Origin of the sequence: Pseudoalteromonas sp. 2CM32C (assembly GCF_023161925.1) — a bacterium.
GTDB classification, from domain to species: Bacteria; Pseudomonadota; Gammaproteobacteria; order Enterobacterales; family Alteromonadaceae; genus Pseudoalteromonas; species Pseudoalteromonas marina.
Genome location: NZ_JALNTI010000009.1, coordinates 74,924 through 89,274, shown reverse-complemented (window position 1 = coordinate 89,274; position 14,351 = coordinate 74,924). Strand labels below are relative to the sequence as shown.

The following is a 14,351-nucleotide window of genomic DNA, read 5'->3' as shown; positions in this document are numbered from 1 at the left end:
CACTACTTTGGTGAGATAACGATTTGATGCATTAGCGTTTGTGGTAATAGCGCAGTTTGCTTCCCTTCAATATAGTCGCTAAAACCAGCTCTATAAAACTCTGATAGCGGGTGACCCGATTGGCCACCCGGCACGCTTAAAATAGCCTGTTCTAAATGCCCTGGTTGAGCAATAAAACGTTGTGATGCACCAAAACTCTGCCCCTGCACCGCAGGCATATAGGAGTCACCAAATCCTGCAGCGGTTGGCATATTAAGTAACTTTGCCAATAAAGGGATTTGTTTTGCAAAAGGATGCTCGATTACCAGCTCATTTACTTTACCCCACTGCCACTGTTTTATATTTGTGCCAAATTGCTCACTCAATTTATTTACAGTGTGATCAAAAGCACCCGCTAATTGTTCGTCCCAACTATTAAATTGAGGGTTAATCCAAGATGCAGGTTTATTATTAATAAGTTGCCACAGCGCCGGCTCCAACCCACGCTTGATAGGCTTAAGTGTGCCCTTATGCTCATTAAGAGTGACTTCAATATGGTTAAACACAAGGTTAATAACTTCGTCTCTATAGCGTTTAACCAGGGTATAGCCTACCGAAGAAGCACATGCGCATTGCTGCCAGTTTTCAAGCTCTGTGATGTACTTCGCATTTTTAACCTCATTGGTTTTTAACTGCTTGAGTAACAACTCATGCCATGGCATTAAAAAGCGGGCTTGGTTATCAAGCTGTAGTGCGTAAAAGTCGCTCTCGGCAAAGGTTTGTTTTTCAAATAAACGGTCACGAATTTGGCTTGAACGTGCACCTAATGCGTAGCCGCCATTACCAAAACGTGCGTTGTCGCTGGCAGATACAACCCGAGAGTTTCCTGTCCATAATCGCCCGCTGGGTGGGTTTTTAACAAATGGGCGATTAATTTCGTTTTGCTCAAAGAGTGCAGAGTACTGCTGTGCATTTACACTTAACTCACTGACATTTGTACGCGCCGGAATACCGCCTATATTTTTCCATGCCGCATTACCTAGGCTATCAACAACCATTAAATTCTGTACAGGTATACCCACATTACTTGCAAGGGCGAGCGCATCGTCCACAGTATCTGCTTGCTCAAGCTTTAATAGCTGCATGTTAACCGCATAAGGTTGATGCGCTGCCCAACTAAGTGCATAAGGCTTTTCGTTAATGTATTTTACTGGGCCGTATTCGCTCATTATTAGCGAGTAAGTTTCAACGCCTCCTTCAGGTAACAAAATAGGCTCATTAACAAGCCATGTTTTGCTATCGCTATTTAGCGCAATCCAATCGGCAGTATCTAAATAACCGTTAGTGAAACCCCATGCAATTTTATTGTTGGTTCCCACTACAATGGCAGGAGTGCCAGGAAGTGATACGCCTGTTATTTGAGATTGTTTACCATTTTGCGTGTAATTAAGCTGCGCTCTGTACCAAATAACCGGCACCGCTATTGATAAGTGCATATCGTCAGACACCATACCTGCACCTGTTTTTGTAAGCTCTCCGGTAACGGCCCAATTATTACTACCAAGCTCTTGAGGGGCTTCAATGTGGCTTGCAACATGAGTCGTTTGCGATGCAAAAATGGGTAATTCACCTGCAAATGGGGCTAATTTACTACCATCAAGCGCAGCTTGGTATCGGCTAGGTTGCGTTAAAAAATCAACCATATTTTTACTGTATATTTGCTCTACTTGAATCAAAGTTTGATCGCGATTAAATGTCATACTTTGTAAATCTAAGTACATACTAAAAATCACTAATAAGCTGTCTTCGCTTTGCCACGGTTTTTGAGTTGCGCCAGTAAGTATATATTCAAAGCTTGCATACCCTACTTGGGCTAAACCTTCGTTTACGCCTTGAGCATAACTTTTTAACAGCTGTTTATCGCGCTCTGGTAAGGTATTTAAAATAGCGTGGCTACGTTTTCGTAGTTGATGAAAACGCATTTTTTTATCAAGCTCAACAGCGGCTTTACCAAATAATTCACTTAGCTCTCCTGCAGCATTACGCCTAAGTAGATCCATTTGAAAAAATCGGTCCTGTCCGTGCGCATACCCCAAGCCATAAGCGGCATCGTTACGGCTTTTAGCGTTGATAACAGCTTGGCCCAATGTATCACGGGAAATTTTAACTGGGTTATCAACTGCCAAACTGCGCCCGTTGCCATCAAGTGCAGGTAAACTTAAGCTAAGTACCCCATACACAACAGCGGTGCCACTCAGCCCTAAAATTACAATTAATAACAACAAGCGTTTGATTAGTTTATACATTGAGTTGCCCTTCCACCCTTTGCGTTGCTTATATAATAACCACAGATTTATTAAATAATCATGATCTTGCTCGCAAAGGATGAAATAAACATCAAAATCCACGATAATGTCACTTCCACACATCGTGCAGAACTAGTTGAGATCAATATGACTGAAAAAACGTTTATCAAAGGTAAAGACCGCGATTTAGAATCGTCAATCTCTACCATGCAAAACAAGCTTAAAGCCTTAAACATTAATGTTGAAGAGGCGCTTTGGCTTAACCCTGTAGCTAACTGTTATTCGGTTCATATTAAAGACAGTGACTGCGGTGTTATGTTTACTAATGGTAAAGGTGCAACTGATAAAGCATCTATTGCTTCTGCACTTGGTGAATATTTTGAGCGTTTAAGCTGTAACTACTTTTTTGCTGACTTTTACTTAGGTGAAGAATTTGCCAACGGCGAGTTTACTCATTACCCAAACGAAAAATGGTTTAAAGTTGAAGGTGAAGAAGTACCTGAGGGCATAATGGACGAAAGCCTGTGGGATTACTTTGACCCAGAGCGCGAACTTAATGCATCACACCTTTTTGATTTTAACTCAGGTAATAACGAGCGCGGCATTTGTACATTGCCATACACGCGACAACGCGATAACCAAGACGTGTACATTCCAGTAAACGTGATTGGTAATATTTTTGTATCTAACGGTATGAGCGCAGGTAACACCAAGTTTGAAGCGCGAGTTCAGGGCTTGTCTGAAGTATTTGAACGCGCTATTAAAAACCGTATTATTGCTGAAGGCATTTGTTTACCAATCGTGCCTGAAGAGGTTGTTAAGCAGTACCCACAAATTCACGAAGCATGTGAAGAACTGCGTAGCCATGGTTTTCATTTACGTATTGCCGATGCATCACTAGGCGGTAAATACCCAGTAATGAGCGTAACGCTGATTAACCCAACAGATGGCTCTGTATTTGCCTCATTTGGTGCTCACCCTTCATTTGAAGTAGCCCTTGAGCGTACGGTTACCGAACTTTTACAAGGTCGCCGCCTTGATCAGCTTGATGTGTTCCAACCAGCCACGTTTGATAACGACGAAGTAGCAACGCCTGAAAACATTGAACTGCACTTCATTGATTCTAGCGGTTTGATTTCGCATGATTTCTTTCGTGCCGAAGCAGATTTTGACTTTGTACACTGGGACTTTAGCGGTACAACAGAGCAAGAATACAACTTCTGTACAGATTTAATTCATAGCATGAACCACGACATTTACATTATGGATTACACGCACTTAAACGTGTATGCATGTCGAATTTTAGTACCGGGCATGTCAGACATTTACCCAGTAGATGAGCTTATTTGGCGTAACAACAACGAAGGCGCTAAATTCCGTGAAGCATTCCTATCGCTTGATAAGTACGATGCTGAGCAATGGATGGACATTTACGATAGCTTAGAGGAAGCCGGCCACAGCGATATTATTCGCGCTGCAGAGTTTATTGGCCTTGCAACCGATGCTGATACACCTTGGCACACACTGCGTATTGGTGAGCTTAAAGCGCACTTATGTTTAGCCGCAGGCAGCGAAGAAGCAATCGATTGGGTTGACTGGATACTGCATACAGGCCAAGTAAACGAAGAAGCAATGCGCCACTTCCGCTGCTTAAAAGCCATTCTTGAAATTAAATACGATGACGAGCGTGAATACGCCGACTACCAAGACGCACTGGGTTTAATGTTTGGTAGCGACAACGTAACGCTTGCAATTGAAATTGCTGAAGGCCGTACATTATTTAACGGTTTAACCTTCCCAGGTTTATCGCTAGAAGGCTTTAACAAACACGCAGCACTACTTGATGGCTACCGTAAGTTACATGTAGCTAAGCAAAATCATTGGGCACGTGAAGTAAGCGACTCATAGTTTTAAAATGCTATCTATAAAAATAAAATGGCGCTTATGCATAAGCGCCATTTTAATTTGTACAATAAATAGCTATAGTGGAATTGCCTAAATTCAAGCCAATAGTAGCTAATGCCACCAACTAACAATAAAAAAGCAAGTGCGCACAACTATAACCGAACTTTTTGGTTATCGATGACACTACTACTGCTTATTAGTGTTGTACTAGAGCGCATTAATTACACTCGCGTGAAAGACGCTCATCGCCTTCAAATCCTCTCCGATGTAAGCACCTATAGAGCACAACTAGAAGCCATTTTAATTTCTAACATTCAGTTAGTACGCGGCTTAGGCGTGGCTGTTTCTGCAGAGCCTAACTTAAATCAAGAACGCTTTGCACAAATTGCAGCCCCCCTTTTTAATACATCAAAAGAGCTTAGAAATATTGGCGGTGCACCCAATATGATTATTAAAATGACTTACCCGCTTGAAGGAAATGAAGCAGCTCTGGGCCTCAACTTGCTGGCGAATAAAAATCAACGCGCTGACGCTATTAAAGCGCGAGACACCAACACAATTATAATGGCTGGCCCGTTAACGCTAGTGCAAGGAGGTGAGGCACTCATAGCGCGTGTGCCAGTCTATACCCCGCCTGATAAAAGTTTTTGGGGATTACTTTCTGTTGTTCTAGATATTAATAAAATTTATAAAAACGCCGGAATTTTAGATCTTAAAGAAAAATATAACGTTGCACTCCAAGGCAGAAATGGGCTGGGCGATAAAGGCGAGTTTTTTTTTGGTGACGCCGCAATATTAAATCAAGATCCCCTCGCATTTTCGTTAAACTTTCAAGGCGGAAGCTGGCAGTTATACGTTGCACCCAAGCAGGGCTGGAGCCCACCCAACTCAGCAGTTTGGCCATTACGTTTAGCAATAATTATTATTTGTGCGTTACTTACATGGGCATTTTTGTTCTTTTTAAAAATGCTTGACCGTCAGCAAAAAAACGAAAGAATGCTAGAAACCATGAGCGATTTGGCGCAAATAGGTGCGTGGTCGTTTAATTTAGAAACGAAACAAGTTTATTGGTCAGATATGACTAAAAAACTGTTTAAATACCCACTCAATACCCAGCCACAATGGCCTGAAGATTTAAGCTATTTTAAAGAGGGCGAAAGCAGAGAAACGATCAAACCTCTACTCGAACGTGCTATTAAATATGGCCATAGTTATGAAGTTGAACTAGAGGTAATAAACGGTGAAGGGGAAGCGGTATGGGTACTTGTTAACGCAGAAGCTGAACATAAAAATGGTCGATGTGTGCGTATTTTTGGTTCGCTACAAAATATTGATACCCGTAAAAAAATTGAATTAGAAAACAGCTTTACAGCGCTGCACAATGAAACGTTAGCCTCATTAACAGTTAATAAGCTCATTTTAAACGGCAAACTTAGCCAATCAAAAGACATACTCACTGAGGCTATTTGCCATGCTTTAAAAATTGAGCGTGCCAGCATTCGTTTTTATAACGAAGACCAAACACAGTTAATACCGTTTGCACTTCATAGCGAATTAACACAGGCCGAGAGCGTTGAACTAACCTGGCTTAGAAAACACCTTCCTGACTTTTTTAATATGCTTGATCACCAAGCTGTTTTTAATATTCCCGACGTTATTCATAATTCAGCGCTATCTCCTTTGTCGCCATATTACTTATTGCCATTGGGAATAAAATCGATGCTGTGCGTAACAATCCCTGCCGGCAACGGAGTATTAGGAATAATATGTGCTGAGCAATGCAAAACCACACGCTTGTGGACAAAAAACGAAGAAAGTTTTTTAATCACAGTGGCTACGCTTATAGGCAGTTTACATTCAAGCCAGCAACGCATAGAAGCAGAGCAAGAATTAGTAGAAGCTAAGGAATTAGCCGAACAAGCGGTGGCAGCAAAAAGTGAATTTTTAGCAACTATGAGCCACGAAATTCGCACTCCTATGAATGGGGTGCTAGGCATGCTAAATATAATTAAGCAAACAAAGTTAGATCAACAACAAGCACATCATATAGAGCTTGCGCAATCATCGGCAGAGTCTTTGCTAAATATTATTAATGACATATTAGACTTCTCTAAAATGGAAGCGGGTAAACTTAATATTGATAGTATTCAGTTTAATCTCCCAAAATTATTAGGTGAAGTGGTTGAATCGTTTGCACTAAAAGTAGAGCAAAACAATACAAAACTAATTTTAGACGCAACCCAAATTACAGTAAGTGAAATAATTAGTGATCCGAATAGGCTTAGGCAAATTCTTAATAACCTGATTGGCAATGCTGTTAAATTTACTAAAAACGGTGACGTTATTATTATAGCCAGAGTGGACGACTCTACTGATGGCTCCTTTTTAGAGTGCTCAGTAATTGATACTGGTATTGGTATTAATAAAAACCAGCAAACATCATTATTTAATTCATTTACACAGGCCGACACTTCAACTACGCGCCAATTTGGCGGTACAGGCCTTGGGCTAACGATAGTAAAACAACTATGTGAATTAATGGGCGGAAGCGTCAGTGTCAACAGTGTTGAAGGCGAAGGCAGTACGTTTTCATTTAGTGTAAAAATACAGCCTAGATTAAGTAAAGAGCAAGATTTACCAAGCCATCTAATAAACAACAAACGTATTTTATTTATTGATGAGTGCCACTTAAATACCAGTATAGCCACTAAACAGCTGACAATTTGGGGGGCCCATGTGGAGTTTATTAATGACTATAATGAGGTGCTGATACATTTAGAAGAGACGACTCATTCATACGATGCAATTTTAGTTGATTATCACTTTTTTTCTGTTGCTGCAAAAACGCAAACAACCGCCTTACAAAACTTTATTAAAAAGTTTAAATGTAAATCAGTAATTATGGCGCCGATGAGTTATTCACAAAAAGAATCAACGCTTAAAATGAATGTCGACTGCATGATTTTTAAACCTCTTACGCCATCAGATCTGTTTGATTCACTCACTAATGAAAAATTTTTAGAGCAGCAATTAAATCAGGCGCAACTCACTAATACACTTACAAAAGCACCTATTAAAGATTCATCAGAGCCCGTTTTATTGTTAGTAGAAGACAATAAGATAAATCAAGTTGTGGCCTCTGCATTGTTAAAAGAGGCCGGGGTGATCTTTGATATTGCTGAAAATGGTGAGCAAGCAATTAGCAAACTAAACGCCAAACAAAATAACCCGTATAAACTTATTTTAATGGATTGCCAAATGCCAATAATGGATGGTTATCAAGCCACGCAGGCAATCAGACAAGGCGGAGCAGGTGAAAAATATAATGCTGTATCAATTATTGCTTTAACGGCTAATGCCATGCAAGGCGATAGAGAAAAATGTATTGCTGCGGGCATGGACGATTACTTAACTAAGCCGCTTGATATGGCCGCCTTAAAGCCCAAGTTGCAGCACTGGCTTGGCAGTTAAATAAGGCTTACCACTAATTAGCATTAACAATTAATATTTTTAAGGGTACTTATGCAGTTATCACCACACCAACAACGTGTTATTGGTTGTCTCCTAGAAAAACAAAGCACTACACCAGAGCATTATCCTTTGTCACTGAATGGGTTAACCAATGCATGTAATCAAAAATCGAATCGCGATCCTGTTCTTAATTTAACCGAAAGTGATGTGCAAGTTGCGCTAGATGAACTTAGTGACATGCGCCTAGTTACTGTTGATGAAGCACTTTCGGGGCGAGTAAATAAATACGACCATCGTTTTTGTAATACCGAATTTAGTAGCTTACAGTTTTCAGCACAACAACGTGCCATTATTTGCCTATTGCTGTTACGCGGCGCCCAAACACCCGGTGAATTAAGAACACGCAGCGCCCGTCTCGCTGATTTTAATAATGTAGATGAAGTTGAAAATGCGCTAAATAAATTAATTGAAAATGAGCAAGTTGCCAAGTTACCGCGCGAAGCAGGTAAACGTGAAAGCCGATATATTCATTTATTTGGTGAGCAACCAATTACGCCTGATAGCGATACCATTAATTTACCCAGCGAAGCCATTAAAGATAAAGAGCTAAACGATTTATTACGCGAAGTAGAAGAGTTAAAAGCAGAACTTAACCAGATAAAAGCACATTTAGGGCTTTAAATAAGTAAAACTAAATCACATAATAAGTTTATTGCGTATCACATTTAAAATCTTACAAGGAGCCGGCAATGCGCGCCGAAATAATGGCTGAAATGAAAGTTCAGCCAACCATTGATGTAAACGCTGAGATCTCTCGTCGAGTTAACTTTATAAAAGCACGTTTAGTTGCGGCCCACTCACGCTCGCTTGTGCTTGGTATTAGTGGCGGGGTTGATTCTTCAACTTGCGGCCGTTTATGCCAATTAGCTGTTAACGAATTAAATAAAGAACACAGCACCAACAAATATCAATTTATTGCTGTGCGCCTACCTTACGGCGTGCAAGCTGATGAAGACGAAGCACAAATGGCGGTAGATTTTATTCAGCCAAGTAAGCGTATGACCGTTAATATTCAGCCTGCTGCTGATGCGTTACATGAGCAAGTGTTAATCGCAATGACTAGCAGCGGTGACGCATTACCAGAGCAAGCTCAAATAGATTTTATTAAAGGTAACGTTAAAGCACGCCAACGTATGGTTTCTCAATACGAAATTGCTGGTTTTAGCCAAGGCTTGGTTGTAGGTACCGATCATAGCGCAGAAAACATTACAGGCTTTTACACTAAATTTGGCGATGGTGCTTGTGATTTAGCGCCTCTTTTTGGTTTATCTAAGCGCCAAGTTCGCGCACTAGCGACTGCCCTAGGTGCGCCAGCAGTGCTTGTTGAAAAAGCCCCTACAGCCGATTTAGAAAGCGACCGACCGGGCCTCACCGACGAAGAAGCGCTCGGTTTAAGTTACAATCAAATTGATGATTTTTTAGAGGGCAAACCTGTCTCTGAAGAGGTGGAGCAAAAGTTAATCGGTATATATCTGCGCACGCAACATAAACGCCAGCCAATACCAACAATTTACGATTGATATAAGTGATATAAAAAGCAATTAACAGCATCTAGTTTAATTGCTTTTTTGATCGCCCTATTCAAATATTACGTACACATTGTACTTAACGTACTAATATTTATTAAAAACTTGCCAAAGAGAACACTGCATTATATGACATCGCCTATTTTAATTACTGGCGCAGGCCAACGAATCGGCCTAGCCCTTGCTCAGCATTACTTAACCCAAGGGCAAAAAGTGATTATTACTTATCGTACTCGCCATGATGCCGTAGAAAAACTAGCGCAGCAGGGAGTGACTTGTATCCATGCCGATTTCAGTACTGATGCGGGAATTAATGAGTTTATTAATACATTGAAAGCCCATACCCAATCCTTAAAGGCTGTTATACACAATGCATCTAGCTGGGACTGTGAAGCAAATAATCCAGACCACGCTAAGCTTTTTGATAACATGATGCGCATTCATGCCAAAACACCCTACTTAATTAATATGCAGTGCGCTGACTTACTTTTAGCGTACCAGCAAGCTAGCGGTGCAGCGGCTGATATTGTACACCTTACTGACTATGTGGTTGAAACAGGAAGCCCTAAGCATTTGGCGTATGCGGCAAGCAAGGGCGCACTTGATAATCTAACAAAATCGTTTAGTGCTAAATACGCACCCAATATAAAAGTAAATGCGGTTGCGCCTTCGCTTATTATTTTTAATGAGCACGACGACGAACAATACCGCGCTAAAACACTTAAAAAATCATTGATGGGCATCGAACCTGGGTGCCAAGAAATTATAAACAGCATTGATTTACTATTACAAAGTCAGTACATAACAGGGCGCTCTATCCCTGTTGATGGCGGACGTCATTTAAAGTAAAAAACACTGAGACACCTATGCATAACGAATTAAAAGACAGCTACCAAAAAATTATAACCGCCGTAGGCGAAGACGCTGAACGCGAAGGTTTATTAGACACACCAAAACGTGCTGCAAAAGCAATGGAATACCTGACACAAGGGTATCGCCAAACGCTTGATGAAATTACTAATAATGCCGTATTTACCTCTGATGCAGATGACATGGTACTTGTGCAAAATATAGAACTTTACTCTATGTGTGAGCACCACTTGCTACCGTTTATTGGCCGCTGCCATATTGCTTATATTCCAAACGGCAAGGTGCTGGGGTTATCTAAATTTGCGCGTATTGTTGATATGTTTTCGCGTCGTTTTCAAATACAAGAACAGTTAACGCATCAAATTGCCAAAGCCGTTGAAGAAGTGACTGGCGCAAAAGGTGTAGGCGTTATTGTTGAAGCTAAGCACATGTGCATGATGATGCGCGGTGTAGAAAAGCAAAACTCAAGCATGCGTACATCGGTAATGCTGGGTAACTTTAGAAGCGACCCTAAAACACGCAACGAATTTTTGCAGCTTATTAAAGGGTAATCTATGGCCAACGCAATTATTAATGTTACTAACTTACGCTTACGTACATTTATTGGTTTTAATCCTGAAGAGCGTGAAAAAAAGCAAGACGTAGTGATCAACCTTGAGATTCACTACCCTGCCGACAACGCATGTAAAACCGATGAAGTAGACCAAGCACTTAACTATAAAGTGATCACCAAAGAGGTGATTAGTTTAGTTGAGCAAGGACACTTTTTATTACTAGAAAAGCTAGTCGCTGAAATTCTTGCTGTTTGTCATTCACACCCGAGTGTAAATTATACCAAAGCCCGTGTAGATAAACCGCATGCGCTTCGCTTTGCTGACTCTGTATCGTTAACACTTGATTGGACAAAGTAGTGTGCGTATAGCTTAAATAAGAGCTTCGACTCCCACGGCAAGGGCAATAACCGCTAAATAGCGTGCGCCTTTGCCAAGTGTTACTAAAAGTAAAAACACGCTAAACCTCACTTTAAAAATACCGCCAATAACTGTTAATGGGTCGCCAACAACAGGCAACCATGCAAACAATAGGCTATATACGCCATATTTATTAAACTGATTTTGTGCCTTTTCAAGCCCTTGTTCTGATACCGGAAACCACTTTTTATGTTTAAAACGTAAAACTTGCGTGCCTAACCAATAGTTAACACAGCTTCCCAATACATTACCTAGTGTTGCAACCAACCATAAAAGCCAAAGGTTAACCTGGCTTTGTGTGATCATTCCCACCATGATCACCTCTGAAGAACTAGGCAATAGCGTAGCTGAAATAAATGCGCTTAAAAACAGCGTTAGATAAAGCATAATAACCTTGCGGGGAAAGGAAAAACCCCAGCCTTAGGCTAGGGTCTGTTTATATAAATAATTGAGCGCTTATTTTATCAAATTTAAACTCAGTGGATAATTAAACTCTTTACCTTCATTGGCTTTAATACTCGCTAAAACCACCATAATAAAAGAAAAGATAGCCACAATAGGTAATAAAATTACACCGATCACAACAAACATCAATACAAAACAAATTATATAGGCGATTGCCATGGTTATCTGAAAATTAAGCGCTTTTTTACCGTGCTCATTGACCATTTGCATTTCATCTTTTTTAATTAACCAAATAATTAATGGTCCTATTATTGAACCAAACGGCACAATAAATCCAGCAAACGCGCTTAAATGGCACAACATTGCCCATGTGCGCTCATCTTTATTTACTACTTTAACCTGTTGATTTTCTTCCATAACACAATCCTTTAATTTTTATAATGCGGTTTAATTATACACAGGTCTATAAATTTTCTGGCGTATTTATTTACAAAAATCACAGCCTACATTCCTGTGATAAAAAAGTGATAAGTTTGTGAGAGTTTCTGGAGACGATTGTTCAATACTTATCTCGAATCATCACTTACAGGAAATAAAAAATGAAAGCTTCAACTTTTACACTTGCAACTCTTTTAGCGGTAGCTAGCCAGTCAACCATGGCTGCAGAGTTAGACTTAACAATAACCAACCTTACCCAAGGCATTCACTTCACTCCGCTACTCGTTACAGCACATAACAGTGAAGATAAGCTTTTTGAAGTTGCAACTGAAGCTTCTACCGCATTACAAACAATGGCTGAAGGTGGCAACATTGCTGAGCTAATGGCACAAGCCACTGCAGCAGGAAGCGATATGGCTGCAAACCCAGCAGAAGGTCTATTAGCACCATCGTCATCAACCATGACAACACTAATGACGACAGACGGTAACGATTACTTATCAGTGACCGCTATGTTACTACCTACAAACGATGGCTTTGTTGGCCTTGATAGCTGGAAAATACCAACCGAAGCAGGTACTTACACAGTTTATTTAAATGCATACGATGCGGGCACTGAGCAAAATAATGAGCTAGTGGTTGAAGGTTCTGGAGCACCTGGTACGCCAGGTATTCCTGCAGCACCAGGTGGTGATGCGGGTACAGGTGGCGCAGGCTTAACAAGCACCGATAGCAACATTAATGTGCATATTCACCCTGGTACACTAGGTGACGACGACTTAACCGCTGGTAATAGTGATTTAAGCAACACGGTTCACAGATGGTTAAACCCTGTAGCTAAACTAACCGTTACGGTTAAGTAGGAGCGTAATCATGGCATCTTTAAATAACTTTAAAAAAAGCATCGTGGTTGTTGCACTTGCAGCTTCACTTGCAGCCTGTGGCGACAACGACAGTAACGATCCTGTTCAAGTTGTCATACCGCCGACTCCTGAGCCTGTAAGCTATACATTTGATGTAACCGTCAGTAATTTAACCGCAGGGCAGCCACTATCGCCTATTGCCATTATTGCACATACAGAAGGCACACTTTGGCAAATAGGTAGTCCTGCATCGGTTGCATTAGAAACAATGGCTGAAGGAGGCGACAACAGCCAACTACTTGCATTAGAAAACGCCATTGCAAATGCATCAAGCGAAGGCCCTGTTGGACCTGGCGTAAATACCACGATTACACTAACGACAGACTCACTTGAAGCACTCAAGCTTTCACTTGCCACTATGATGGTGAACACAAATGATGGATTTACCGGTCTTAGTGCTTTAGACGTATCTACATTAGCCGTGGGAGACTCTTTAATTCGCACCACTGTTGCTTATGATGCAGGTACTGAAGCAAATACAGAAGCAGCTGGTACGATACCCGGTCCTGCTGATGGCGGAGAAGGTTTTAATGAAGCCCGTGATGATGTTAATTTTGTAGCAAGGCACCCAGGTGTAGTTACAAATGAAGATGGCTTATCTAGTTCAGTACTTAGCCCTGAACATAAGTTTGATAACCCATTAGCAAAAGTGGTTATTACCCGCACTCAGTAATTCGTTTATCAGTATTGACCTTGATATACCAGCTTGTAATGGGGAAGTAGGGGCGCATGGAAGCCCCCTTTTTTTTACGAGGATAAACAATGCGTCATGAAAAATTACTCATAGTTGAAGACGACAGAGAAATTGGTAAATTAATTACCACACAGCTTACATCGCTAAATTTACATGTGGATCATGTTATAAGTGCTGAACTGGCTCTAAAAAAAATTGCCAAGCATCCGTACGGGCTTATTTTACTGGATATAAACCTGCCGCAAATGGATGGATTAAGTTTATGTCGTAAAATAAAAGAGCACTATCCAACGACCTCCGTTATTTTACTCACCGCACTAAGTAGCGACATGGATAGGGTTATTGGCCTAGAAATGGGCGCAGACGACTATATTTGTAAACCCTTTTTTGCACGTGAACTACAGGCCAGAGTAAAAACCCAACTTCGACACAGAGCACAGTTACTCGCCAGCCAAAATACCGATGAACCCTCTGTTGCAAGTGAACAAACCCTTAAAGTTGGCTCATTAAACATTGAGTTTGACTCTCATCAAGTGTATTTAGCCGAACAGGCAATTAACCTAACTGCCACCGAGTTTGATTTGCTGGTGTATTTTGCACGCCACCCTAACCATGTATTTAGTCGCCAGCAACTACTTGATAAAGTCTGGGGCTACCAACATAGCGGTTACGAACATACTGTTAATTCACATATTAATCGGTTACGCGCAAAGCTTGAATTGCACCAATCGACACCTATTATAGAAACCGTTTGGGGTGTGGGATACAAACTCAATCCAAGCCAACTTAATTAAGATTTTTAT

Annotated in this window: 13 protein-coding genes; 10 read left to right on the top strand and 3 right to left on the bottom strand. The window is 40.9% G+C overall.

The window, feature by feature from the left end; all coding sequences use genetic code 11:
* Window positions 1–2: 2 nt before the first annotated feature.
* Entirely contained in the window at window positions 3–2,285 is a 2,283-nt protein-coding gene (locus tag MTF67_RS15205) for a penicillin acylase family protein (protein ID WP_248520003.1), read from the bottom strand.
* Window positions 2,286–2,432: 147 nt separating this feature from the next.
* Here MTF67_RS15205 and ycaO point away from each other — a divergent pair, with 147 nt between their 5' ends.
* The 7 genes from ycaO (at window position 2,433) to folX (ending at window position 11,028) form a co-directional block, all read left to right on the top strand.
* The gene (gene ycaO / locus MTF67_RS15200) at window positions 2,433–4,193 is read left to right on the top strand and encodes a 30S ribosomal protein S12 methylthiotransferase accessory factor YcaO (protein WP_248520002.1); all 1,761 of its coding nucleotides are present in this window, start codon (window positions 2,433–2,435) and stop codon (window positions 4,191–4,193) included.
* A gap of 111 nt (window positions 4,194–4,304) precedes the next feature.
* A complete protein-coding gene (locus MTF67_RS15195) occupies window positions 4,305–7,661 on the top strand; it encodes an ATP-binding protein (protein WP_248520001.1) in 3,357 nt (1,118 codons plus the stop codon).
* A 51-nt stretch (window positions 7,662–7,712) separates the two neighbouring features.
* Window positions 7,713–8,342 (top strand): YceH family protein, encoded by a 630-nt coding sequence (locus MTF67_RS15190; RefSeq protein ID WP_203985432.1) that lies wholly within the window; start codon window positions 7,713–7,715, stop codon window positions 8,340–8,342.
* 68 nt (window positions 8,343–8,410) lie between these two features.
* Complete coding sequence (nadE, locus tag MTF67_RS15185) at window positions 8,411–9,241, top strand: ammonia-dependent NAD(+) synthetase (RefSeq protein ID WP_248520000.1); 831 nt, start codon at window positions 8,411–8,413, stop codon at window positions 9,239–9,241.
* 135 nt (window positions 9,242–9,376) lie between these two features.
* On the top strand, window positions 9,377–10,096 hold the full coding sequence (gene folM, locus MTF67_RS15180; protein ID WP_058430067.1) for a dihydromonapterin reductase: 720 nt from the start codon (window positions 9,377–9,379) through the stop codon (window positions 10,094–10,096).
* A gap of 17 nt (window positions 10,097–10,113) precedes the next feature.
* Complete coding sequence (gene folE, locus MTF67_RS15175) at window positions 10,114–10,668, top strand: GTP cyclohydrolase I FolE (RefSeq protein WP_006792489.1); 555 nt, start codon at window positions 10,114–10,116, stop codon at window positions 10,666–10,668.
* Window positions 10,669–10,671: 3 nt separating this feature from the next.
* Window positions 10,672–11,028 (top strand): dihydroneopterin triphosphate 2'-epimerase, encoded by a 357-nt coding sequence (folX, locus tag MTF67_RS15170; RefSeq protein ID WP_248519999.1) that lies wholly within the window; start codon window positions 10,672–10,674, stop codon window positions 11,026–11,028.
* A 12-nt stretch (window positions 11,029–11,040) separates the two neighbouring features.
* On the opposite strand, the gene MTF67_RS15165 is transcribed toward folX, so the two are convergent.
* Both MTF67_RS15165 and MTF67_RS15160 read right to left on the bottom strand, forming a co-directional pair.
* Window positions 11,041–11,475, bottom strand: a complete 435-nt coding sequence (locus MTF67_RS15165; protein ID WP_006792491.1) for a YqaA family protein — start codon at window positions 11,473–11,475, stop codon at window positions 11,041–11,043.
* A 69-nt stretch (window positions 11,476–11,544) separates the two neighbouring features.
* Window positions 11,545–11,910, bottom strand: coding sequence for a DUF4870 domain-containing protein (locus MTF67_RS15160; protein ID WP_006792492.1), 366 nt, complete (start codon window positions 11,908–11,910; stop codon window positions 11,545–11,547).
* Between the two features lie 182 nt (window positions 11,911–12,092).
* Here MTF67_RS15160 and MTF67_RS15155 point away from each other — a divergent pair, with 182 nt between their 5' ends.
* The 3 genes from MTF67_RS15155 (at window position 12,093) to MTF67_RS15145 (ending at window position 14,342) form a co-directional block, all read left to right on the top strand.
* On the top strand, window positions 12,093–12,794 hold the full coding sequence (locus MTF67_RS15155; protein ID WP_006792493.1) for a spondin domain-containing protein: 702 nt from the start codon (window positions 12,093–12,095) through the stop codon (window positions 12,792–12,794).
* Window positions 12,795–12,804: 10 nt separating this feature from the next.
* Window positions 12,805–13,527, top strand: a complete 723-nt coding sequence (locus MTF67_RS15150) for a spondin domain-containing protein (protein ID WP_248519998.1) — start codon at window positions 12,805–12,807, stop codon at window positions 13,525–13,527.
* 89 nt (window positions 13,528–13,616) lie between these two features.
* Entirely contained in the window at window positions 13,617–14,342 is a 726-nt protein-coding gene (locus tag MTF67_RS15145) for a response regulator transcription factor (RefSeq protein ID WP_006792495.1), read from the top strand.
* Window positions 14,343–14,351 lie beyond the last annotated feature (9 nt).

Bases quoted from the DNA above. Each gene is read 5' to 3' on its own strand.
- folM (WP_058430067.1), top strand. From the start codon at position 9,377: ATGACATCGCCTATTTTAATTACTGGCGCAGGCCAACGAATCGGCCTA.
- MTF67_RS15190 (WP_203985432.1), top strand. From the start codon at position 7,713: ATGCAGTTATCACCACACCAACAACGTGTTATTGGTTGTCTCCTAGAA.
- MTF67_RS15195 (WP_248520001.1), top strand. From the start codon at position 4,305: ATGCCACCAACTAACAATAAAAAAGCAAGTGCGCACAACTATAACCGA.
- MTF67_RS15205 (WP_248520003.1), bottom strand. From the start codon at position 2,285: ATGTATAAACTAATCAAACGCTTGTTGTTATTAATTGTAATTTTAGGG.
- ycaO (WP_248520002.1), top strand. From the start codon at position 2,433: ATGACTGAAAAAACGTTTATCAAAGGTAAAGACCGCGATTTAGAATCG.
- nadE (WP_248520000.1), top strand. From the start codon at position 8,411: ATGCGCGCCGAAATAATGGCTGAAATGAAAGTTCAGCCAACCATTGAT.
- MTF67_RS15165 (WP_006792491.1), bottom strand. From the start codon at position 11,475: ATGCTTTATCTAACGCTGTTTTTAAGCGCATTTATTTCAGCTACGCTA.
- MTF67_RS15155 (WP_006792493.1), top strand. From the start codon at position 12,093: ATGAAAGCTTCAACTTTTACACTTGCAACTCTTTTAGCGGTAGCTAGC.
- MTF67_RS15150 (WP_248519998.1), top strand. From the start codon at position 12,805: ATGGCATCTTTAAATAACTTTAAAAAAAGCATCGTGGTTGTTGCACTT.
- folE (WP_006792489.1), top strand. From the start codon at position 10,114: ATGCATAACGAATTAAAAGACAGCTACCAAAAAATTATAACCGCCGTA.
- MTF67_RS15160 (WP_006792492.1), bottom strand. From the start codon at position 11,910: ATGGAAGAAAATCAACAGGTTAAAGTAGTAAATAAAGATGAGCGCACA.
- MTF67_RS15145 (WP_006792495.1), top strand. From the start codon at position 13,617: ATGCGTCATGAAAAATTACTCATAGTTGAAGACGACAGAGAAATTGGT.
- folX (WP_248519999.1), top strand. From the start codon at position 10,672: ATGGCCAACGCAATTATTAATGTTACTAACTTACGCTTACGTACATTT.